Source organism: Propionispora hippei DSM 15287 (assembly GCF_900141835.1).
Taxonomy (GTDB): Bacteria; Bacillota; Negativicutes; order Propionisporales; family Propionisporaceae; genus Propionispora; species Propionispora hippei.
This window is the reverse complement of the sequence record NZ_FQZD01000004.1, coordinates 354,406-377,545: the sequence shown is the minus strand read 5'-3', so window position 1 is coordinate 377,545 and position 23,140 is coordinate 354,406. Positions and strand designations below refer to the sequence as shown.

The following is a 23,140-nucleotide window of genomic DNA, read 5'->3' as shown; positions in this document are numbered from 1 at the left end:
AAATATAAGTATGGAAACAGGCATTTTTGGTGCAAAGGATATTTTGTGGATACGGTGGGACGAAACAAAGAGGCAATAGCAAAATATATCCGAGAGCAGTTACAAGAAGATATAATTGTCGACCAGCTAAGTTTGAAGGAATTGACAGACCCGTTTACGGGTGAGCCCGTGAAAAAGTCATAAAAAGAGCCCCTTTAGGGGCTGACTGAAAAGGTTATGCGGTTGGCGGACTTTTTCAGTGAGTCTTGAGACTCAGCTAGTACCTTGCCCTTATAGGGCGTAATCAAGCCACCCGTTTTACGGGTGGTCCTGACTTATAAGGCTTGTTTGTAAACTATTCGTAAAACGCTACCTGTTGCCTATTCTGGCGCAAAAAATCATACGCCTAAGATTGTTCCGTTAATTTAGAAATAATCCCTAAATAAAATACCTGGATGTCATAATTGCATTCATAGCTCTTTTGATGTACAATGGTCTAAGCTAGAACATGCTGGTGGATAGTTTACTTTTCTGCAAAAGTTTATGTTGAAAGTCCTTGTACACACAAGGATTATTTTGTTTGTTGTCGAAGAGTAACCTTTGGAGTTTTAGTTGTTTTCACTGGACATCACTTATGGGAGGCATAGCATGAGAAACAGCAGGAGTAAAAGCTTTGGAGTTTTAGCGTTGTTTCTTGTAACAGGAGCGATTTTAGGTGGAATATTAGGGGAAGTCATTGCTTCGACGGCAATATTTTCCGGAATTGCTCCTTATCTAGTCAAGACGTTTTCCATTTTTGATCTGCCTCCGATTGCTATTAACTTATATGTGATCAAATTTGTTTTTGGGTTTTCGCTGAATCCGAACCTAATTAGCATCTTGGGACTGATTATTGCAGCCTTATTGTTTAGGCGCTTTTAGGAGACGAGCTTATGAAGATTGTGCTGGCATCCGCTTCTTTGCGGCGGCAAGAGCTTTTGCGGCAAATGGACTGTGCTTTTGAGGTTTTACCCAGTACCGTTCAAGAAGATAATTCGTTAAAATTGCCGCCCGATGAACTGGTTGTTGCCCATGCAAAAGCTAAGGCTATGGATGTAGCAGCCCGCAAATTGGATGATACGTTGGTCATTGGTGCGGACACGCTAGTCGTATTGAACGGTCAGGTGTTTGGGAAGCCTCGCAGCCAGATTGAAGCCAAAGACATGCTTAACGCTTTATCGGGACAAGCACATAAGGTCGTTACCGGCTTGGCCGTTATACAGTGTAGCTCCGGACATATTTGGACTGACTTTTCGGTTACGCAAGTTAAATTTGGCCATTTATCGCAAGAAGAAATAGACCGCTATGTTGCCAGCGGCGAACCGATGGACAAAGCAGGCGCTTATGGCATACAGGAAAAGGGAGCGCTTTTTGTCGAAAGCATTCATGGCTGTTATTTTAATGTTGTTGGACTTCCTATTTACAAACTGGCAAAAATTTTAAAGAAGGCTGGTGTTTTCCTGCCATGACAGGAAAATTAGAAGCAAAGTCTTTAATGATAAAAGAGTTGCCGCAGGAGGAACGACCAAGGGAAAAACTTTTGGCAAAAGGACCGGAGGCATTAAGTAATGCGGAATTGCTGGCGATTTTGCTCAGAAGCGGGACAAAGCAGGACTCGGTTATGCGAGTGGCTGAGCGTCTCTTAAAGCAATATGAAAGTACAGGAATCGGTGCCTTTTCCAATATTTCTCCGCAAGCAATCAGTAAGATTAAGGGAATTGGTATGGTAAAGGCAGTGACAATTGTTGCTGCCATTGAATTGGGCAAAAGATTGCACTCTTCGACAATTCTCGAAAAACCGGTCATTCATTCTCCCCGTGATGTTGCTGATTTGATGATGTCCAGGCTTAGATATGAAAACAAAGAACTTTTTATGATTTTATTGTTATCGACAAAAAACCATGTACTAGCAACTCCAGTCATATCTGTAGGGACTTTGAATGCTTCTTTGGTACATCCAAGAGAAGTCTTTCGTGAAGTAATACATTATCCGGCTGCTTCGGTTATTTTGCTGCACAATCATCCCAGCGGGGATCCGAATCCTAGTAAGGATGATATTGCGTTAACCAAAAAACTAATTGATGCCGGGAAAATTTTGGATATTTCCGTACTGGATCACGTGATTATTGGTGATAACAAGTATGTTAGCCTAAAGGAAAAGGGAATAATATAACTAATTGATTTTAGACGGTTTTGAAAGGGGTAGTTGTTGTGAATTTATTTCGGTCTTTATCGCGTGATATGGGGATAGACTTAGGAACTGCAAATACATTAGTTCATGTTAAAGGAAAAGGCATTGTGCTTAGAGAGCCTTCGGTTGTTGCCATTCAGAGAGACACCGGAGAGGTACTGGCAGTGGGCGAGGAAGCAAAGCTGATGATTGGTCGTACACCTGGCAACATTGTGGCCATCAGGCCGCTCAAGGATGGCGTCATCGCTGATTTTGACGTAACTCAGGCTATGCTTAAATACTTTATTCGCAAATCTATTGATACGAAATCGGTAATTCGACCACGGGTCGTAGTCGGTGTTCCTTCCGGCGTTACCGAGGTTGAAAAACGTGCTGTCATTGATGCCACTATTCAGGCCGGTGCCAGAGAGGCGTATTTGATTGAAGAACCGATGGCTGCAGCCATTGGGGCAGGCTTGCCAGTTCATGAGCCTACCGGCAATATGGTGGTGGACATCGGCGGCGGTACTACAGAGGTAGCCGTAATCTCTTTAGGAGGAATTGTTACCAGCCGGTCGATCCGTATCGGCGGTGATGAAATGGATGAGGCAATTGTTCAATATATTAAGCGGACCTACAATTTAATGATCGGTGAACGTACAGCCGAAGAAGTTAAGGTAAATATCGGCGCGGCAATTATTCCGGAAGTAGATGAAACTATGGATATTCGCGGTCGCGATCTGGTAACAGGGCTGCCGAAGACGTTAACTATCAGAGCACGTGAGGTACAGCAAGCGCTCAATGAACCGGTTTCCGGGATCATTGAGGCTGTTAAAGTTACTTTGGAAAAAACTCCTCCCGAACTAGCTTCGGATATTATGGATCGTGGAATTGTAATGACCGGCGGAAGTTCTTTGCTGCGGGGATTGGACAGGCTGTTGAGCCGTGAGACCGGCATGCCGGTTCATATTGCCGAAGATGCCTTATCCTGTGTCGGAATCGGTACCGGTAAAGCGCTAGAGAGCATTGACCTTTTAAAACGGGTATTAATGTCGCCTAAAAAACTTGGCTAAGTAAGGTAATAAACTGAATTGTATTGTTAGAAGGGAGCCAAGATGGTGCGGAGTTTTCACAAAAAGACGGTCATCTTATTGGTGGCTGTAATTACCGTCTTTTTGCTGTCGAGTTTTGCAGCACAAGGAAAGTACCATTTTACTATCATGGAAAAAATTGTTGCTACGGTTTTGGCACCGGCTGAATATGTTTTTAGTAAAGTGGGATATAGCTTACAGCAAGCTGGGATGTTTTCCGGTCAGTTGATTACCGTATATCGGGACAACCAGCTTTTAAAAGCGGAAAATGAAAGACTGCGTCAAAATGAGGAAGCCGCAACAGAAGTGTTGGCGGAAAATACCCGGTTGCGCACTATGCTGGACTATAAAAAAGGGGCTCCCCAGTTCGACTTTGTCCTGGCGAGCATTATTGCCCGTGATCCCGGTTCCTGGACAAGTACAATTATTATTAACCAGGGTAGTGCAGCCGGTATTGCGAAGGACATGCCAGTCGTGACACCACAGGGACTGGTTGGCAATATCGTCAGTGTCACGGGAAGTACAGCTAAAGTTCAACTGATTCTTGATCCCCGCAGTGCCGTAGGGGCTTTGGTCCAACGGACTGAATCACGGGTTGCGGCCATTGTGGAAGGTGCTCCGGCCAATCCCTTAACTCCCCGTATGGTAAACATTGCCCGTGACGCGGATATCATTAAGGGCGATAAAATTATTACTTCCGGTTTTGGCGGTATCTATCCCAAAGGCTTATCAATAGGGGAAGTTTTGGATGTAATAAATGAAGACGGCGGATTGCTGAAATACGCTATTTTAAAGCCCAGTGTGGATTTTGATAGAATTGAAGAGGTTTTTGTTCTTGTGCATTCACGCGAACCGGTTCCACAACTCCCGGCTCCGGCCGCCACGCCGACTCCACAATCAGGTCAGGCAGCTAACCCGCAAGGGGTAACCAGATGAGCATATTGATTTGGGCAGGCCTTTTGATCATTACGCTGGTTTTGCAAATTACGATTATTCCATTATTTGCGATTTATGGTGTAAAGCCGGATTTATTGCTCATGGTTGTCGTGTCTACGGGATTACTGCAAGGGAAAGAAAAAGGTGTGGGAATAGGTTTCTTTGCCGGATTGCTGCAAGACCTGGCTATTGGTAATTTATTTGGATTAAATATTCTGTCAAAATTGTTGATAGGCTATGTATTTGGTTTGGTCGAAAGAAAAGTTTTTAAAGATCATATCTTTCTCCCCATATTGGCCATGGCTGCGGCTACTATTTTCAATAGCCTGATCTTGCTGGTTGTTCTGGGCTTTTTAGGCTACACCATTCAGCCTGTTCCCATCCTGGTTAATTATATACTACCATTGTTAGGTTATAATATGATCATATCTGTTCCTATTCACCAAGTGGTTAGCCGTGTCCTGACAATTAAACGGGATTCCAGATTTTAAGACGGCCGGCAGACCTTTGGCAACAGGCAAGGTATTATGCTTAGAAAGAAGGCTGTTGGTGTGCTTCTCAAACGTTCGACATACCGTCTTGATATACTGGGAATGATTGTAGTGTTAGTCTTTATAGCACTTATTAGCCGGTTGGGTTACTTGCAAGTGGCACAAGGTAAGTTCTATGAAGACCTGGCAGACGGTAATAGAATTAGATTGATTCCCATTATGGCCCCTCGGGGCATATTTTATGACCGCAATGGCGTTGCCTTAGTGTCAAACCGTCCGGGCTTTGCCGTCTCGTTACTGCCGATTACCGGTCCCGTACCGGATGAAGTCATTCATAAGCTATCGGAAATCCTGAATATGAGCGTAGTTGATATTCAAAATAAGTTAAAACAAAATTCGGGAAATTTCGAACCGATTCGGATAAAAACGGATATCGGTCCGGATATTGTTACTAAGATTGAGGAACGTCGCAGTGAACTTCCCGGAGTGGTTATTGAGATACAACCAATCCGCAATTACATCAACAATGAACTTGGCGCCCATATTTTTGGTTATGTCAGTGAAATTAATGATGTTGAATTAGAGCAAGGCAAGGCGAACGGCTATAAATCCGCTGATATTATTGGCAAGTTCGGTTTGGAAAAGGTATATGACCGTGAGCTGCGTGGTATTGATGGTGGTGGTCAGGTCGAGGTAGATGTTACCGGCCGGCCAGTACAGGTATTAGGGAAAAAAGAACCTGTACCTGGCAGTAATATGGTGTTGACGATTGATTACCGGATTCAAAAGGCGGCTGAAGCAGCTATTGACGAGCAGTTAACCTATCTGCAGACTAAGACGGAGTTTACCAAGGCGAAGGCAGCTGTTGCCATTGCCATGAATCCCAAGAATGGTGAAATACTGGCCATGGTTAGCCGGCCGGCTTTTAATCCCAATCTTTTTTCACGTGGTATCTCTTTAAAAGAGTGGAAAGAAATTAATGAAAATCCTAATCATCCTATGGATAATAAAGCGATATCCGGCGAGTATCCGCCCGGGTCTACTTTTAAAATTATCACCGGTGCTGCTGCACTGGAGTTGGGCAAGGTGACTCCCGAAGAAAAGATACTAGATACGGGTAAGCACTGGATTATTCCGAAAGGAAATGCCATGGGGGAAGCGTTAGGGTGGATTGATTTTAAGCAGGCTCTGGCAAAATCAGATAATGTATACTTCTATGAAATGGGCAACCGGCTGGGTATTGACAATCTGGAAAGGTATGCCCGTATGTTTGGGCTGGGAGCTGTTACCGGGATTAATCTTCCTGGTGAGTCAGACGGTTTGGTAGCCAATCGTCGTTATAAGGAAAAGGTATATGGTGAAGACTGGTACTTGTCGGAAACTTTTGACGCTGCGATTGGGCAAGGCTTTCAATTGGCGACGCCGTTACAAATGCTGCAGATCATTAGTCAGGTAGCTAACGGCGGACATCGTTTTAAGCCCCATTTAGTAAGCAAAATTCTTGCTCCCGATGGCAATGTTGTAAAAACGTTTGAACCGGAAGAGGTCGGACAGGTTCAGCTTTCAGAGCGTACGCTATCTTTAATTCGCCAGTCACTGCGGGAAGTGGCGGCTGAAGGCGGAACAGCCTCGGAAGCTTTCGGGGACTTTCCGGTACCTATTGCCGGGAAGACCGGTACAGCCGAGAACTCTCATGGCGATGATCACGGCTGGTTTGTCGCCTATGCCCCTTATGATGATCCCCGGATTGCTGTTGTTGTTATTGTTGAACAAGGTGGTTTCGGCGCCTCTTCTGCTGTTCCGATAGCCAAAAAAATTATGGAGGCGGCCTTTAATATTAATCAGACGGCCACAGAAGCCCCCAAGATTTACAGAACAAGGGTTGCTTTATAAAATAAATGAGGAATATGAGAATAACTCATGTTCCTCATTTATTTTATAAAGCATAATTTTTGTAAATCATTTTTTATTGCAGGAAAATTTGCCAATTGTCGCGAAATATGATTGTAATTGGCAGTTAATTCATGGTAAAATTTAGGAGAATGATATGCAGGAAGATGTAATATTTAAAGGAAGTAAAACCGGGCTACAGTTATTATTGAACGAATCCGCTGACTTTGGCGAAATTATGCAACAACTCAGGAGAAAGCTGGAATCAGCGGCGAAATTTTTTAGTAATGGTGCTGTGGTGAATATTTCATCTGCCGTACGCATACTCACACCGGAACAACAGGGACAATTAACCGAGCTGTTTACAAGCCATGGTCTTTCCTGGAGCATAGCGGAAACCGCCCTTTGTGTTGGCGGCGATACTGCTTTAGCAGAAACGACTCAGGCGTCTGTTCCGGAGGAATTGGTGATAAAAAAGACATTGCGTAATGGACAAGAGATTGTGTATAGCGGAGACATTATTGTTTTTGGCGATATCAACCCAGGAGCTCAACTGATTGCCGGCGGTGATATTATTATCTACGGCACTTGCCGCGGCGTGGTACATGCCGGGGCTTATGGGGATGAACAGGCAACCATTACCGCCAATAAACTGATGGCTTCGCAGATTAGAATCGCCGGACTCATTGCAAGGGCTCCAGATCATATTGATTATCCGGAATATGTTGAAACTGCACGCGTCAAAGATGGTGCGGTAATCATTGAACCAGCTATTCTCTAGGAGGTTAATTCATGGGAGAAGTGATCGTAATTACATCTGGTAAAGGTGGCGTCGGCAAAACGACTACCACTGCCAATTTAGGGACAGGTTTTGCGTTGCTAGGTAAAAAAGTCGTTTTAATTGATGCCGACATCGGACTTAGAAATTTAGATGTTGTCATGGGACTTGAAAATCGGATTGTATATGATTTAGTAGATGTTACAGAAGGAAATTGCCGCTTAAAACAAGCTTTAATCCGGGACAAGCGTTATGAAACGCTTTATCTGCTTCCGGCAGCTCAGACAAGAGACAAAAATGCGGTCAGTCCCGAACAAATGCGTCAATTATCCCAGGAATTAGCGGAGCAATTTGATTATGTTATCATCGATTGTCCGGCCGGTATTGAACAGGGCTTTAAGAATGCCATTGCCGGTGCCGATCGGGCGATAATTGTTACAACGCCGGAAGTATCGGCTGTTCGGGATGCGGACAGGATTATCGGATTGTTGGAATCAGAGGGAAAGCATAATCCAAAACTGATTGTCAATCGTATACGGCCCAGCATGGTAAAGAAGGGCGATATGATGAATATTGATGATATTATAGAAATCCTGGCCATTGATTTGCTGGGAATTATCCCGGAAGACGAGTACATTGTTATTTCAACCAATCGCGGCGAGCCGGCTGTAGCAAATCCAATTTCCTTGGCCGGAACGGCGTATAGTAATATTGTACGCCGGCTTATGGGGGAAAATATCCCCTTAATGACATTGGAAACCAATGATGGCTTTATGAAGAAATTGAAGAAAATTTTTGGCTTTTGAGGGGGGATTGAAAAGTGTTTGAAATGATTCAACGGTTATTTGGCAAGGATAGCGCAGGGTCAAAGGATATTGCAAAAGAACGGCTACGGTTGGTTTTAGTGCATGACCGGGCCAATGTTTCTCCTCAATTCATGGAAATATTAAAAGATGATATGATCCGGGTCATTTCTAATTATATGGAGATTAATGAAAGGGATATGGAGGTCAATCTAACTAACACCAACTCATCGGTGGCATTAGTGGCTAATATTCCTGTCAACAGGATGAAACGCGGTGCATGGTCTCAGGACTAATGACTGGAATTTAGAAGCAAGGCATAGCAGACTCATAAGGCTATTCCTTGCTTCTATGCTTTTACTGGACTGAAAGTAAAAATCCTATTATAATAAATTAGTGCTCATCAATAGGGAAAGGTAAGTGTAATATGAATGCTTAGTCGGCGTCTTTTGAAAAATCTGGATTTTAGTGTAATCATCGTAACAAGTCTTATTATTTTAGTCAGCTTAATTATCATCGGTAGTGCCACCCACATTAATACCCCTAGTGAGGACCGGTACTGGTATGTGCAACGGCAGGGGATTTTTGCACTAATGAATGTTATTTTCATATTTGTTATGCTGCATTTTGATTACAAGTCTCTGTCCAAATTTGGGAATACACTGTATGGAATTAATCTGGTTATGTTATTGGCGGTTATGTTTGTCGGCCAATCTGCCTTGGGGGCACAGCGTTGGATTCAAATCGGTCCGATTAGCTTGCAGCCTTCGGAATTCTCCAAACTGATTATGATTATCTCGCTCGCCAGTCTATTGGATAAGAAGATGGGAAAACTTAACTCTTTTAAAGAAATTATACCGGTTTTTCTCTATGTCGGTATTCCTTTTTTACTGGTTCTAAAACAACCGGACCTGGGGACCTCACTGGTTTTTCTTGCTATTTTATTCGGAATGATCTTTGTTGCGGGGATTAACAGCAAGCATTTACTACTTATTTTTTCAGCGGCAGCTGCCTTCATGCCAATTTTCTGGCATTTTTTAAAGGACTATCAGAAAATGCGGCTTACTGTATTTATTGATCCCAATGTTGATCCCCTGGGTTCCGGTTATCATATCATTCAATCTAAAATTGCGATTGGTTCAGGAATGCTGTTTGGCAAAGGTTTGTTTGCCGGAACGCAAAGTCAATTGAACTTTCTGCCGGAAAACCATACGGATTTTATCTTTGCGGTTATTGGTGAAGAATTGGGGTTTGTCGGGGCCGTTATCATACTTCTTTTGTATTTTTTCCTATTATACCGTGGAATAAAGATAGCTGGTCTGGCTAAAGATAATTTCGGAACTCTGTTGGCTACTGGCATTACCTCCATGTTGACCTTTCATGTATTGGTTAATGTCGGGATGACTGCTGGTATCATGCCAGTTACCGGAATACCTTTGCCTCTTATGAGTTATGGTGTTAGCTCGTTGACTACCAATATGATCAGTATCGGTATTCTTTTGAATATCTACATGCGACGGCAAAAAATTTTGTTTTAGAAGGCGCACCTTGACGGTGCGCTTTTGTTATATTTATCCATATCCTGCATATAGTTTGTTATAGGACTTACATGGTCTAGGGGGAACATATGGCTAATTTATGGAATCGTTGGTCAGACGCCCGGACACCGCGGGATAATTGGCGTTACACGGAACATGAATATAATTATAGCTGGCTGAAACGCCCTGCTATTGCTATTCTTTTATTCACTGCTGTATACGGGGCCCACATATCGGAAACCTATGTGGGACAAATCATGGATAAAGGGGTTCATTATATATTGACGACCGAAACCGATTTTACCTATGTAGCTACGCAAATAAGCCAACACCTGCCTAATGACCTGGATTTAGCGGTTTTTAAGAATATGGCAAATCAAATGCCCAAACCGCCGGATCCTCTGGCTTACATGACAAAGCCGGTAGAAGGAAAAATCGTCAGTTTCTTTGGCTGGAATAAAAATCAGGTAAGTCAGGGTGAGCTTCAGCAAGGCATTGAGATAGAAGTCGTTCCCGGTTCGACAATAAAATCAGCAGCCGCAGGCAGTGTAAAATTGATTGCCGACAGTCAAGTTTATGGGAAAACAGTTATTATCGAACATGGTAATGGGCTGGATACTATGTACGGATATTTAGGTGAAGTCATTGTCAGTCAAGGAGAAAAAGTCAGCCAGGGGCAGGTCATTGCCCGTTCAGGTAATAAAAAAATATATTTTGAATTACGTGAACAGGGAAAAGCGATAGATCCGTTAACAAGAATTAAATATGAAGCCCAAACCAAGGAAGGGAAGTGACACTTGTTGCGGATTGGCTGTATTCAGGGAATTAAACTAAAGCTCAACAATTGGTTTTTAATAGTCCTGCTGCTTTTTGTACTGGCAGGTTTAAGCAGTAAAATTACACTCTTGTTTAGCGCTGTGTTATGGCATGAGCTTGCTCATGCCATTGCTGCACGTATTGCGGGATTAAAGGTCAAGGAAATTGAACTATTGCCTTTTGGCGGGGTGGCAAAGATAGATTGTTTAAATGAGGCGGGCACAAGAAGCGAAATATTTATTTCCTTCGCCGGCCCTGTTGCCAGCCTAACATTGGCAGCCTGCTGCTACTTGGCGATTCAGATGACGACAACCTGGCAAGAAATCTTGCTCTTTTATTATTACGTCAATCTTGTCCTGGCGGTCTTTAATCTGCTTCCGGCGCTGCCGCTTGACGGGGGAAGAGTTCTGAGGGCATATCTAACCTCTTACTATGGGTATAAAAAGGCAACAACCGTTACTATTAAAATTAGCAGACTGGTCAGTGCCGGGCTTTTATTCGGAGCATTTTGGTATTACTTATATCTTAATGAAATTAACTTAACTTTTATTGTCAGCGGGGTATTTATTTATGTAGCCTCACAGAAGGAAGCCATTATCACTGGCTTTCGCACGATGCGAATTTTAGCAGGCAAAAAGGCAAAGCTAACCTCGCGCGGTTTAATGCCCACTACACATTTTACCGTTATCGAGCAAGTTCCTGTTCAGGAGCTAATTCATAACTTTGGGCCCAATGAATATTATGTCGTGCTGATTGTTCAGCAGGATAAGCTGAAGTACCGGGGAATGCTAACGGAAACGGAAATTTGGGAACAGTTACCGGAAAAAGGGCTGCATGTTCCTATTGGCCATTTTTTATAATATTGGCAGGATTTTTTTTATATACGTAGAACGTAGGGTTAAATATGGTTTTATATAGGAAATATACTAGGAGAAGCGCAACGCTATTTGCTGCAATTTTTGGAGGTAAGCATGGTCAAGATAAGCCAATCCATCCTGACACAAGTTGTCAAACCCGGCCGTTATACCGGCAATGAGTTGAACAGTATAAAAAAGGATCATTCCCAAGTGGATGTTACGATAGCTCTGGCACTGCCGGATGTGTACGAAGTAGGCATGTCCAATCTGGGTTTAAAGATTCTTTATCAAATTTTGAACGAACATGCTTCAATCGCTGCCGAGCGGGTTTATGCCCCGTGGGTAGATATGGAAGCGCAAATGAGAGAACACAATATACCACTATATACGCTGGAGACTTTTACACCGCTAAAAGAGCTTGATTTCGTCGGCTTTTCACTGCAATATGAATTAAGCTATAGTAATATTTTGAATATGCTGGATTTAGCGCATATTCCCGTTCTGGCAGAGGAACGGGATGATTCTTTTCCGCTGATTATCGGCGGTGGTCCCTGTGCGTTCAATGCCGAACCTGTTGCCGATTTTTTTGATTTGTTGGTTTTAGGCGAAGGGGAAGAGGTTGTGCTGGATGTCCTTAATGCCTATTCAGCCTGGAAGCGTTCGGGAGAAACAGGTGGCAAACCGGTCTTCCTTAAGCAAGCGGCTCTGATACCTGGCGTATATGTTCCTTCTTTGTATCAGGTTGTTTATCAGGCAGACGGTACAATTCTGGCGATTACGTCGAAAGAAGAAGGTGTACCGCCAACAGTAACCAAAAGAATAGTTCATGATTTGGATGCTGCCATGTTTGCAACGAAACCGGTCGTACCCTTTTTAGATATTGTTCATGACCGGATTATGCTGGAACTGTTTCGTGGCTGTACACGGGGCTGCCGCTTTTGCCAGGCCGGAATGATTTACCGGCCGGTACGGGAGCGACAACCCGGCACATTGCTGAAGCTAGCTCAGGATTTGGTCAAAAATACCGGATACAGTGAAATTTCCCTCACTTCGTTAAGCTCTGCCGATTATTCCTGCCTGCACGACACGATTCGTACGTTGATAACAACTTTTAAAGAACAGGGAGTCAGTGTTTCCTTGCCGTCGCTTAGAATTGACAGCTTTTCTATTCAGTTGGCGCAGGAGGTTCAGCAAGTCCGTAAAAGCGGTCTGACTTTTGCACCGGAAGCGGGTACGCAGCGAATGCGGGATGTTATCAATAAAGGGGTTACCGAGAACGATTTGCAGGATGCTGTCAGTGCGGCCTTTACTGCCGGCTGGTCGACTGTCAAGCTGTATTTTATGATTGGTTTGCCGACTGAGACGGAAGAGGACGTGCGGGGGATTGCCGATATGGCCCGACGGGTGATGGATTGCTATAAGCGGCTTAAAGGACGTCGCGGGGCAAAAGTTACAGTAAGTGTATCTTCGTTTGTGCCCAAACCGCAGACGGCCTTTCAATGGTTCGGTCAGAATAAGATAGAGGAAATAGAAGAAAAACAAGAATTATTGAAATCCTTATTAAAACAAAGCGGCATCTCTTTTAACTGGCACGACGCAAAAACCAGTTTCTTAGAGGGTGTTTTTGCCCGGGGTGACCGCCGTTTAGGCAAGGTTATCCACCGGGCCTGGAAGAACGGTGCTAAATTTGACGGCTGGTCGGAACACTTTGATTTCAACATATGGATGCAGGCTTTTCAGGCAGAAGGGATCGATCCGCATTTTTATGCCGGGCGAAACCGGCCAGAAAATGAGGTACTGCCGTGGGATCATTTAAACTCCGGCGTGCATAAGGCGTTTTTATTGCGTGAATATGAGCAAGCGATAGCAGCAGCCTACACAATAGACTGCCGGCGGGATCGCTGTGAGGCCTGTGGCGTATGCCCCCAGTTAACAGCAAAGGTAATTGATTGGAGGCAAGAAGCCCATGCCTAAAACTCGTTTAGAATTAACCAAGGAAGAAGAAATCCGTTATATTTCACATTTAGATTATGCCCGGACGCTGGAGCGAACAATACGGCGGGCTAATTTGCCAGTCGCTTATTCGGAAGGCTTTAATCCTCATATGAAGATTTCCTTTGCGTCAGCCTTGGCAGTAGGCGTTACGAGCAGCGCGGAATATTTGGATATTGAATGGAAAGAACCGGTTGACTCTACTACAGTGATTGCCTGCTTGACGCAGTGTTTACCCACTGGCATACAGATAAGACGGGCAAAAGAAGCGACAGAAAAAAGCCCGGCCCTTATGGCGGTTGTAAACCTGGCAACGTATAAACTTTTGGTTACTTTGCCGTCAGTAGCCATGTTGGACAAGGCTTATGAAAGTACTGAGCGGTTTAATAGAACCGAGCATATTCACTTTGTAAAAGAGACCCCTAAGGGAAAGAAGGAAGTTCTTATAAAGGACTTTTTACTGCAGGACCTTAAGCTAAGCAATAATGGAAATGAAGTTATCATCGAAGCGGCTATCAAAATTACACCGACAGGCAGTATAAAACCGGGCGATGTTTTTTCAGTTCTGGTCGATCAATTTTCATTTCCTGCTGGCAAAGAAGCGGCTTTAATTCACCGTACCGGTCTTTATATTGCCGGACAGGATCAGGTGATAACGCCACTGGAGTTATCTTAAGCGAGGAGGGTGATTTATGCTAAAGACCATTGTCGCCAATATCGATCCGGAAGAAACAAGAATGGCATTGCTGGAAGACGGAGAATTAGTGGAAGTGTCGGTGGAACGTACAGAAAGTTCCAATATTGTCGGCAACATATATCTAGGGAAAGTAAAAAATGTATTGCCAGGCATGCAAGCTGTTTTTGTTGATATCGGGCGGGAAAAAAATGCGTTCTTATATACGGGAGATGTTATTCCCAAAACATCCGGTGCGTCCCCGACAGCAAATCATCCGTTGACAGTTGGTCAGGATATCATGGTTCAAATTATCAAGGATGCGATCGGCAGCAAGGGACCTCGTGCCACAACACATCTGACGTTGCCTGGGCGTTATGTTGTGCTTATGCCCACGGTAGACTATATAGGCATATCACGCAGGATTGCCAATGAGGCCGAACGGGAGCGGTTAAAACGGCTGGCTGAAACTGTACGACCATCCGGTATGGGGATTATCGTAAGGACTGTAGCGGAAGGAAAAAGCGAAGAAGATTTACATAAAGATGTGAAGTATTTAAGTGATCTTTGGACCACCTTATTATCCAGAGCTAAAATAGCGCATGCTCCTCTGCTTTTATACCGTGATGTAAATCTGGTCATTCGGATTGTACGGGACTACTTGACTGCGGATGTGGATAGCTTTGCTTTGGATGATCAGGACGCTTATGACCGAGTGTGTGATTTATTGAAATTTAGTTCGCCTGATTTAATACCCAAGGTACGGGTACATAGGGGAAAGGGAGATATTTTTTCTCATTTTGGAATAGACGATGCATTGGAACAAATAAGCCAGCGGCAAGTATGGCTAAAATGCGGCGGCTATATAGTTATTGACCGTACAGAAGCACTGACGGTTATTGACGTAAACACAGGAAAATTTGTCGGGAATACTAACTTGTCGGAAACCGTGCTTAAGACAAATTTGGAGGCGGCCGCCGAAATTGCCCGGCAGGTGCGCTTGCGGGATATTGGCGGTATTATCATTATTGATTTTATTGATATGGATAAAGAAGAGCACAAGCAAAATGTTCTTGCTACTTTGGAAACTGCCTTGCAAAGGGACCGGACCAAAAGTAATGTTCTCGGATTAACGGCCTTAGGCTTGGTGGAAATGACGCGAAAAAAAGCAAGACAAAATATCGAAAGCTTATTGTATATGGATTGTCCTTGCTGTCAGGCACGGGGGAGGATACAGTCACCGGAAACCGTCTGCATTCAAATTTGCCGGGAACTTAGAAAAATTACCGCCCGGCCGAGACTGCAGGGCAAGTTGGTGATTCAGACCAGCCCAAGAGTTGCCGGCGTATTGGAAAAGCGGGAAGATCTGCAAAAAATGGAACAAGAGTTAAATCGAAGGTTAATTAGTGAAGCAGTACCAGCCATGCATGATGAAGTTTTTTCAATTCTATATCAAGATGAATAACATTTATTGACAAGATACTCCTTATATGCTAATATTTTATGATGTAAGCGATTAGGCTTACAGCCCCAACCGCACGAAAAGGTTTATAAACGTTTCCGGTTTAAAGCCGTGACGTACCAAATTCGGCGAGTATTTAGGCAGGGAGGTGTATTTATGTACGCAATTATTCAAACTGGTGGAAAGCAGTACCGTGTTGCAGAAGGCGATGTAGTTTTTGTTGAAAAACTGGAAGCTGCAGAGGGCGATGTAGTGGAATTTGACCGTGTGCTTACAGTGGTAAAGGACGGTGCCGTACTGGTTGGTAAACCTGTATTGGAAGCTGTAAAAGTAACCGGTAAAGTTATGGCTCAAGGCAAAGGCAAAAAGATTTTAGTTTTCAAATACAAAGCTAAATCCAATTATCGCAAGCGTCAAGGTCATCGTCAACCGTTTACTAAAGTGGTTATCGAAAAAATTAACGCATAACTTATGATTACAATCATTCCAATTCGAAATGACAACCAAACGCTTTTAGGTTTTTCGGTCACAGGACATGCTAATTCCGGACGACATGGACAGGATATTGTCTGTGCGGCTGTATCGGTACTGGCCCATACAGCGGTTTTCGGACTGGAACGGCAGCTTGAGCGGGCGATAAGTCTGGAAATAGCTGAGGGGAAAATGGTTTTTGAATTAATGGAACCACCGGATACGTTGACCGATGCAATTTTGGGAACGATCTTGTTGGGTTTTGAGGAAATTGCTAAGAATTATCATAAATTTGTGCGGATTTTATGATACGGGAGGTGAATTGTAATGTTTAAGCTTAATTCGCTTAACCTGCAATTGTTTGCTCATAAAAAAGGTGTAGGTAGTTCTCGTAATGGACGGGATAGTGAATCAAAGCGGCTTGGTGTTAAGCGGCATGCTGGTGAAGTTGTTACTGCCGGTAGCATCTTAGTCCGTCAGAGAGGAACTCACTTCCATCCCGGACAAAACGTGGGCATCGGCCGAGATGATACCTTGTACGCAAAGGTTGCCGGTCGTGTGGCCTTTGAGCGTAAAGGCCGTGATGACAGGCAAGTTAGTGTTTACGCTATAGAAGAAGCTATGTAGCATATTCACCTGCGGACATTCCGCAGGTGTTATTTTCATTTACCCTTAAATTTTATTAGGGTATGCCTTCAAAATTAGCGAACGAACTGGTCAATGCCTGATGATTTTTAAGCAGACAAGGCATACCCTAAAGGGCACGCGAAATTTTGCAGGAATAATGGCTCTTATTTCAAAAAAATTTAATGCAGTATGCCGTGAAAAGCGCTGCCAGTGGACGTTTTGATAATTTAAAGATATGCTCTAGAGTGCTGGCAGCACTGATTATAAATTTGAAGTTGAGATCCATATGGCCGGAACGGGTCATTTTGATATAAATTAGTTGAAAGATAGTATCAGAATAGGGAGGACTCTTGTATGGCTAATGAATCATCGGAGGATAATCAGGTTTGTGAGGAACTACTCAGACTATTACGGATGCAACGCCATGATTTTATAAACCATATACAAGTTATTCATGCCATGCTTCAGCTTGGACGGACGGAAAAAGCTATGAAATATATCGAAGACTTAGCTAAGGACCCATCTTTGCTCTCTGATGCTGTGCGCCTGCATATTAAGCAAACTGAATGCCGGGGAACGGTTAACCGCGTTTAAGTTTCATTTTAAATGCGCATATTACATAAAGATTTGATCTAAAAAGAGTCAGAGGAGAGTTTACATGTTTATAGACCGAGCGAAGATTACGGTAAAAGCAGGTGACGGCGGACATGGAATGTCCAGCTTTCGCCGGGAAAAATTTGTCCCGAAAGGCGGACCCAGTGGTGGTGACGGCGGTCGGGGCGGCGATATAGTATTGGTTGTAGATTCTAACATTAATACTTTGGTGGACTTTCGTTACAAACGAAAATTTACTGCTGATAACGGGGTAAACGGACAGACCAAAAATATGCATGGGCGGAATGCTAATTCACTCGTGATTAAAGTTCCTCCCGGAACGATTGTAAAGGATGAGCTGACCGGTGATCTCCTTGCCGACTTGACTGGCGAAGGGCAGGAAGCGGTGATTGCCCATGGCGGCCGTGGCGGTCGTGGTAATGCCCGCTTTGTCAACAGCGTGCACCGTGCTCCGACCTTTGCCGAGCAAGGGGAGCCCGGTGAGGACCGGTCACTTCTTTTGGAGCTTAAACTTTTAGCTGATGTCGGTTTAGTGGGGTATCCCAGTGTAGGCAAATCAAGTATTATTTCTAAAGTATCGGCTGCTAAACCAGAGATTGCAGCCTATCATTTTACTACGCTTAGTCCTGTACTGGGAGTTGTCAGTCTGGCTGAAGGCAAGAGCTTTGTATTAGCCGATATTCCCGGTTTGATCGAAGGTGCTCACGAGGGCGTTGGTCTAGGCCATGATTTTCTCCGGCATATTGAACGTACCAGGATTATTATTCACGTCCTGGATGTATCCGGCTTAGAAGGCAGAGATCCTCTCGACGATTATCATAAAATCAATAATGAACTTACTCTGTATAGTGAACGCTTGGCTAAACGTCCACAAATTATAGCAGCTAATAAGATGGATTTGCCGGAGGCTCAGGAAAACTACAACCGTATTGTTGAATTTATGGAAAAAGAGAAGCGGGAAGTCTATCCTGTTTCAGCGGCAACGGGAGAAGGCTTGGAAAAACTCATGTGGCGCACCATGCAACTGCTGGAAGAATATGTGGAAGAGCCGGAACAAGAAGCCGAAAAGAAAATCTATGAAGCAAAACCTGAACCGGAATTTATGATAAGCCGTGATGATGACGGCGCTTTTGTGGTAAAAGGAAAAGAAATTGAAAAAGTTGTAGCCATGATTAACTTTGATAATGATGAGGGAACACGGCGTTTCCAGGCTATCTGGCGACGTATGGGGATTGAGGAAGCATTAAAAGAACGGGGAATACAAGAAGGCGATACGGTGCGTATAAGACATATGGAATTTGAGTTTAAGCTGTAGGAGGATAGATATTTTGTTGGAAAGTAACTTAACAGGCAAGCAGAAACGTTATTTAAGAGCCATGGGGAGCACGCTGGACCCTGTTGTACAAATTGGCAAGGCCGGTGTAGTTGAGGCCGTAACCGATAGTGCACGGGATGCGCTGTTGGCCCGGGAACTTATTAAGGTTCGCGTACTGCAGAACAGTCCGTCCGATCCGAAAGAGGCGATAGCTGACTTGGCAGCTCTACTGCAGGCAGAATTAGTACAAGTAATCGGTAGAAACGGATTATTGTACAAATGTAATCCTGATAACCGGAAAATAGAATTGCCTTAATAATAGAGTGGGTGGAGACGATGTTTACCAGAAATAACCTGAAGGATGCCAAAAGAATTGTAGTCAAAATAGGTACCAGTACCTTAACTCATGATACTGGAAAAATGAATTTTTTTCGCATCGAAAAACTGGTAAGAGAATTATCGGATTTGGTCAATCAAGGAAAAGAAATCATTTTGGTTACTTCTGCTGCAGTCAGTGCCGGAATGGACCGCCTGGGACTGAAGGAAAGGCCGAAAACAATTCCCGAAAAGCAGGCTGTCGCTGCCATTGGGCAGGGAATTCTAATGCATACCTATGAAAAATTATTCGGGGAATATGGCCAGATTGTCGCGCAAGTGCTGCTAACAAGAGAGGATTCGGTAAAACGCACCCGTTACGCTAATTCGCGCAATACCTTATTAACCCTGCTAAACATGGGGGTTATTCCCATTGTTAATGAAAATGATGCGGTAGCGATTGATGAATTAAAAATTGGCGATAACGACACCCTGTCGGCCATGGTCGCCAGTATTGTAGATGCAGATATTCTGATCATTTTATCCGATGTGGAAGGTGTGTTTACTGATAATCCGCAAAAAAATCCTAATGCCTGTTTGCTCAGTGAAATTGGTGATATTACACCGGAGATTGAAGCCTTATCAGGTGAAACCGGGAGTCTGCGGGGTACCGGGGGAATGTATACCAAAATACAGGCAGGCAAAATAGCGGTTAATTCCGGCGTTACCATGCTCATCGCCTCCGGTTCAAGAGATGGCGTATTGCGAGAGATATTAAACGGTCTAAATATAGGTACTATATTCATTTCCAAAGAAAATCGCCTGCAAATTCGCAAGCGTTGGTTGGCTTTTGGCGCCCGTATTCATGGCAGCGTTATTGTTGATTCCGGTTGTGAGCAGGCCTTGGCAGCCGGCTCGAGTTTGCTTGCGGCAGGAATCAAGCAGGTTGAAGGAGAATTTGAACAAGGTAAAACGATTCGTATCCTATCTCTGGCCGGCCGGGAAATTGCCAGAGGGCTGGCCAATTACAACGCGGAAGAGACCAGACGGATCATGGGACTGCATACCAATGAGATTGCGGAGGTATTAGGACATAAGCCTTATGATGAAGTTATCCACCGGGATAACATGACTTTACTGGTATAAGTTTCAGAAGCAATTGTTTGTCGAGTCGGTATAGAAGTCTCAAGATCATGTGATTTTGAGACTTCTATACCATTGACTGACTGAGCACAATGAGGTGGAAGTTGTATGGGATATATTCACGCTTTCTTAGATTATTTAAGGACACCAAAGGGAAGGCACGATTTTATCGACTATTTGCGAGCCGTCGTTATTATCATCGCTACCATCATTGTGGTCCGCAGCGGGATTGATATTGTTGGATCCTGGATTAGAGCCTGGTTTAACTAGCATCATAAATTACAATAGGGAGCGGACCCATGATGTCGGACAACAGACAGCGGATTGGTATAATGGGAGGAACCTTTGATCCTATTCATATAGGTCATCTTGTTGTAGCAGAAGCGGTACGTATTGAGTATCATTTGGAAAAAATTTTATTTATACCTGCGGCTGAGCCGCCGCACAAGCAACAAATGCAGATAACGCCTGCACAGCATCGCTACCTGATGACTGTCATGGCTACATGTTCCAATCCGCACTTTCAGGTTTCCCCCATTGAATTGGAACGCCAAGGCCCTTCTTACACAGTAGATACGGCTATCGCCTTGAGGAAACTATATGGAACTGATACAATGTTTTATTTTATTACGGGCGCAGATGCTGTGCTGGAACTGGCCTCCTGGAAGGATATTAATTTTCTTTTAGAACTTTGCCACTTTGTAGCGGTGACCCGTCCGGGCAGTGTGGAGCAATTGAATAAGGTTATCCATAATTTTGGCACACAAGGGAAAGAACATATTCACCGCTTGGACATTCCTCTGTTGGATATTTCATCCACTGATATTCGGGAGCGGATAAAGGGGGGACGTTCCATTAAATATATCGTACCGGAGAACGTTGAAAACTATATATTGAAAGAAGGACTGTATCAAAATTCTGCGTTTCCTATATAGCAGGCCATGTCAAATAAAGGCAGGCATAAATATCATCAATTCGCAAATAATGTTAAGGAAGTCAGTTAAGAACTCATGGAAAGAGAGGTGATTCCCTAGATGGCAAAAACTCTCTACGTTGGCAACCTACCCTGGTCTACTACCGATACAAGCCTTGCAGAAGCTTTTCGGGAATATGGCGCGGTCATATCTAGTAGGATTATTACGGATAAAGAAACAGGCCGTTCCAGAGGTTTTGGGTTTGTAGAAGTAGAAGATGACGATGCTGAAAAAATGATTTCTGCCATGAATGGCAATGATTTTGGCGGACGTCAAATCGTCGTTAATGAAGCCAAGCCACGGCAAGGCTAATTATGCATTGTAACATTTGATAAGTAAGAAAAAGATGCCTCCGATATAGGAGGCTTTTTGTCTGCTTTGGGAAGGATATCCTTAAAACATGAAGAATTTTACTACACTGGGTGATTAAAGTGGATTATGGGAAACTAATTAAAACTCTTGAAGCAAGGTTATCTCCTAAACGGTTTAAACATACTCTGGGTGTTAGTGAAACAGCCCTTTTGCTAGCTGATAAATATGGGGTGGACCGGGAAAAAGCTAAACTGGCAGGATTGCTGCATGATTATGCACGAGAACTGCCGATGGAAATCTTATTGCACCAGGCGGCCGTACTTGCGCTGCCTGTCGATGAAATTGAAAGGGAAGAGCCTGTTCTATTACATGCAAAAATCGGGATGCATTTGGTGAAACGGGAATGTGGTGTGGAAGATGACGACATATTGCAAGCCATTTCCCTGCATACCACTGGCGGTAGCCATATGTCAAAGCTTGCTAAGATTATATTTTTAGCCGACTACATTGAGCCAGACCGGGACTTTGAGGGGGTAGCCGTTCTTCGCAAAGCCGCCCATACCAATTTGGACAAAGCTATGCTGCTTGCCTATGACCATACGATATCTCATATTATCGCCAAGCATGGTTTTATCCATCCTAATACGATCTTGGGAAGAAATTCCTTATTGATGCAAGAACGAATAAATTAATTTCGATGTATAGCTTTTTCAGAGGGGGAGTATCATGGGAATCAGACGTCGCCGTATACGTTGGACAAGAGTATTTTTTCTGTTACTGACCCTGTTGTTTATTATAACGTCTTTGGCAAGTGCCGTAATTTATGCATATAATAATATGTTTCATAGTGCGACGGCTGTAACCGCATCAGTTGGCGGTCGGGAAGCGCCTGCCAATCATATTAATATATTACTGCTCGGGTTAGATGATGCGGATGCGGAAGATCCATCAGGCCCCCGGCGTTCAGATGCCATGCTGGTCGCCAGCATTAATCAGGACACGGGTTCTGTCAGTCTTATATCTATTCCCCGTGATACAAAGGTAACCATTCCGGGCTATAAAAGCTATGACAAAATCACGCATGCTTACTTTTACGGAGGGGCTGATCTGGCGAAACGAACGGTGGAAGATCTACTAAGAATACCGGTCAATTATTATGTGGTTGTTGATTGGCAAGCATTTATAAAGGTCATTGATATTCTGGGCGGTGTGGATCTTTACGTAGAAAATGATATGGATTATGAAGATCCTTACGCTAATCTTTACATTCATCTGACCAAAGGGTATCAGCATTTAGATGGCAAAGCCTCCGGCGAGTATGTAAGGTTCAGGCATGACGAGCTTGGTGATATTGGTCGTGTTCAGCGACAACAGCGTTTTCTGAAGGCAATGACTGATCAGGCTTTTCAAATCGAGACCATTCTCAAAATGCCGTCTATCGTAAATACGGTAAATAAATATGTAACTACGGATATGCAGTTTTTTACTCTTTTAAAGCTTGCAAACAGTTTGAAGAATTTTAAGAAAGGCGAGTTACAAGCGGAAATGGTACCTGGAGATTTTGCCACCATTGATGGAGTAAGCTATTGGGTATATGATAAAGAGCAGACAAAGCAAGTGGTCGACAAGCTTTTTTATGATTGCAATTCAGAACCAAATGAATCTGCAAAACAAAGTGCTAAGAGCCTGCAGTGAAGTACTGCAGGCTCTTAGGGTGTGTCCTCAAGCTATCCGACGGTAATTTTTGTGTCATACTTCGTAACAAGATTTAAAATAGGGGCTGCAACCTGTTTGATCTCGTCTGGCGCAAAAATCACTTGCTATGGGTCCGCTAGTAGTATGAATACAAGCTC

At 43.8% G+C, this 23,140-nt stretch carries 29 protein-coding genes; all 29 read left to right on the top strand.

What is annotated here, in order from left to right:
- On the top strand, positions 1-183 hold a 183-nt coding region (locus tag F3H20_RS01955; protein ID WP_188128164.1), incomplete at its 5' end, for a transposase.
- A 444-nt stretch (positions 184-627) separates the two neighbouring features.
- The gene (locus tag F3H20_RS01950) at positions 628-900 is read left to right on the top strand and encodes a DUF4321 domain-containing protein (protein ID WP_149733275.1); all 273 of its coding nucleotides are present in this window, start codon (positions 628-630) and stop codon (positions 898-900) included.
- An 11-nt stretch (positions 901-911) separates the two neighbouring features.
- Complete coding sequence (locus F3H20_RS01945) at positions 912-1,487, top strand: Maf family protein (RefSeq protein ID WP_149733274.1); 576 nt, start codon at positions 912-914, stop codon at positions 1,485-1,487.
- Positions 1,484-2,191, top strand: coding sequence for a RadC family protein (radC, locus tag F3H20_RS01940; protein ID WP_149733273.1), 708 nt, complete (start codon positions 1,484-1,486; stop codon positions 2,189-2,191). Before F3H20_RS01945 ends, radC begins: the two co-directional genes overlap by 4 nt.
- A gap of 38 nt (positions 2,192-2,229) precedes the next feature.
- Positions 2,230-3,261 (top strand): rod shape-determining protein, encoded by a 1,032-nt coding sequence (locus F3H20_RS01935; RefSeq protein WP_223191561.1) that lies wholly within the window; start codon positions 2,230-2,232, stop codon positions 3,259-3,261.
- 42 nt (positions 3,262-3,303) lie between these two features.
- Positions 3,304-4,215, top strand: coding sequence for a rod shape-determining protein MreC (gene mreC / locus F3H20_RS01930; protein WP_223191560.1), 912 nt, complete (start codon positions 3,304-3,306; stop codon positions 4,213-4,215).
- Positions 4,212-4,706, top strand: coding sequence for a rod shape-determining protein MreD (gene mreD, locus F3H20_RS01925; RefSeq protein ID WP_149733272.1), 495 nt, complete (start codon positions 4,212-4,214; stop codon positions 4,704-4,706). The genes mreC and mreD overlap by 4 nt, the downstream gene beginning before the upstream one ends.
- Before the next feature lie 36 nt (positions 4,707-4,742).
- Entirely contained in the window at positions 4,743-6,599 is a 1,857-nt protein-coding gene (gene mrdA, locus F3H20_RS01920) for a penicillin-binding protein 2 (RefSeq protein ID WP_449421253.1), read from the top strand.
- A gap of 154 nt (positions 6,600-6,753) precedes the next feature.
- Positions 6,754-7,377: a septum site-determining protein MinC gene (minC, locus tag F3H20_RS01915; protein WP_149733271.1), complete on the top strand. Its 624-nt coding sequence runs from the start codon at positions 6,754-6,756 to the stop codon at positions 7,375-7,377.
- A gap of 11 nt (positions 7,378-7,388) precedes the next feature.
- Positions 7,389-8,180, top strand: a complete 792-nt coding sequence (gene minD / locus F3H20_RS01910) for a septum site-determining protein MinD (protein WP_149733270.1) — start codon at positions 7,389-7,391, stop codon at positions 8,178-8,180.
- A gap of 14 nt (positions 8,181-8,194) precedes the next feature.
- Positions 8,195-8,473: a cell division topological specificity factor MinE gene (gene minE, locus F3H20_RS01905; RefSeq protein ID WP_149733269.1), complete on the top strand. Its 279-nt coding sequence runs from the start codon at positions 8,195-8,197 to the stop codon at positions 8,471-8,473.
- Positions 8,474-8,608: 135 nt separating this feature from the next.
- Positions 8,609-9,715, top strand: a complete 1,107-nt coding sequence (rodA, locus tag F3H20_RS01900) for a rod shape-determining protein RodA (protein WP_149733268.1) — start codon at positions 8,609-8,611, stop codon at positions 9,713-9,715.
- Positions 9,716-9,804: 89 nt separating this feature from the next.
- On the top strand, positions 9,805-10,509 hold the full coding sequence (locus F3H20_RS01895) for a murein hydrolase activator EnvC family protein (RefSeq protein ID WP_149733267.1): 705 nt from the start codon (positions 9,805-9,807) through the stop codon (positions 10,507-10,509).
- Between the two features lie 6 nt (positions 10,510-10,515).
- A complete protein-coding gene (locus F3H20_RS01890) occupies positions 10,516-11,391 on the top strand; it encodes a M50 family metallopeptidase (protein WP_149733266.1) in 876 nt (291 codons plus the stop codon).
- A 111-nt stretch (positions 11,392-11,502) separates the two neighbouring features.
- Positions 11,503-13,362, top strand: a complete 1,860-nt coding sequence (locus tag F3H20_RS01885; RefSeq protein ID WP_149733265.1) for a TIGR03960 family B12-binding radical SAM protein — start codon at positions 11,503-11,505, stop codon at positions 13,360-13,362.
- Positions 13,355-14,056: a TIGR03936 family radical SAM-associated protein gene (locus F3H20_RS01880; RefSeq protein ID WP_149733264.1), complete on the top strand. Its 702-nt coding sequence runs from the start codon at positions 13,355-13,357 to the stop codon at positions 14,054-14,056. The genes F3H20_RS01885 and F3H20_RS01880 overlap by 8 nt, the downstream gene beginning before the upstream one ends.
- Before the next feature lie 16 nt (positions 14,057-14,072).
- Entirely contained in the window at positions 14,073-15,518 is a 1,446-nt protein-coding gene (locus F3H20_RS01875) for an Rne/Rng family ribonuclease (RefSeq protein WP_149733263.1), read from the top strand.
- Positions 15,519-15,671: 153 nt separating this feature from the next.
- Entirely contained in the window at positions 15,672-15,983 is a 312-nt protein-coding gene (gene rplU, locus F3H20_RS01870; RefSeq protein ID WP_149733262.1) for a 50S ribosomal protein L21, read from the top strand.
- A gap of 3 nt (positions 15,984-15,986) precedes the next feature.
- Positions 15,987-16,295, top strand: a complete 309-nt coding sequence (locus F3H20_RS01865) for a ribosomal-processing cysteine protease Prp (RefSeq protein ID WP_091743390.1) — start codon at positions 15,987-15,989, stop codon at positions 16,293-16,295.
- A gap of 18 nt (positions 16,296-16,313) precedes the next feature.
- Positions 16,314-16,613 (top strand): 50S ribosomal protein L27, encoded by a 300-nt coding sequence (rpmA, locus tag F3H20_RS01860; RefSeq protein ID WP_091743391.1) that lies wholly within the window; start codon positions 16,314-16,316, stop codon positions 16,611-16,613.
- Positions 16,614-16,967: 354 nt separating this feature from the next.
- Positions 16,968-17,207, top strand: a complete 240-nt coding sequence (locus tag F3H20_RS01855; RefSeq protein ID WP_091743392.1) for a Spo0B domain-containing protein — start codon at positions 16,968-16,970, stop codon at positions 17,205-17,207.
- Positions 17,208-17,271: 64 nt separating this feature from the next.
- Complete coding sequence (gene obgE / locus F3H20_RS01850; protein WP_149733261.1) at positions 17,272-18,543, top strand: GTPase ObgE; 1,272 nt, start codon at positions 17,272-17,274, stop codon at positions 18,541-18,543.
- Positions 18,544-18,556: 13 nt separating this feature from the next.
- Complete coding sequence (locus F3H20_RS01845) at positions 18,557-18,859, top strand: YhbY family RNA-binding protein (protein ID WP_223191559.1); 303 nt, start codon at positions 18,557-18,559, stop codon at positions 18,857-18,859.
- A gap of 20 nt (positions 18,860-18,879) precedes the next feature.
- Positions 18,880-20,004, top strand: coding sequence for a glutamate 5-kinase (proB, locus tag F3H20_RS01840; RefSeq protein ID WP_091743394.1), 1,125 nt, complete (start codon positions 18,880-18,882; stop codon positions 20,002-20,004).
- Positions 20,005-20,109: 105 nt separating this feature from the next.
- Positions 20,110-20,271 carry a hypothetical protein gene (locus F3H20_RS19805; RefSeq protein WP_177173416.1) on the top strand — a complete coding sequence of 54 codons (162 nt, stop codon included), beginning with the start codon at positions 20,110-20,112 and terminating at the stop codon, positions 20,269-20,271.
- Between the two features lie 32 nt (positions 20,272-20,303).
- Positions 20,304-20,936, top strand: coding sequence for a nicotinate-nucleotide adenylyltransferase (gene nadD, locus F3H20_RS01835; RefSeq protein WP_149733296.1), 633 nt, complete (start codon positions 20,304-20,306; stop codon positions 20,934-20,936).
- Positions 20,937-21,035: 99 nt separating this feature from the next.
- A complete protein-coding gene (locus tag F3H20_RS01830) occupies positions 21,036-21,287 on the top strand; it encodes an RNA recognition motif domain-containing protein (protein WP_091743396.1) in 252 nt (83 codons plus the stop codon).
- A gap of 119 nt (positions 21,288-21,406) precedes the next feature.
- Positions 21,407-21,979, top strand: coding sequence for a bis(5'-nucleosyl)-tetraphosphatase (symmetrical) YqeK (yqeK, locus tag F3H20_RS01825; RefSeq protein ID WP_149733260.1), 573 nt, complete (start codon positions 21,407-21,409; stop codon positions 21,977-21,979).
- A gap of 34 nt (positions 21,980-22,013) precedes the next feature.
- A complete protein-coding gene (locus tag F3H20_RS01820) occupies positions 22,014-22,982 on the top strand; it encodes an LCP family protein (RefSeq protein ID WP_149733259.1) in 969 nt (322 codons plus the stop codon).
- Positions 22,983-23,140 lie beyond the last annotated feature (158 nt).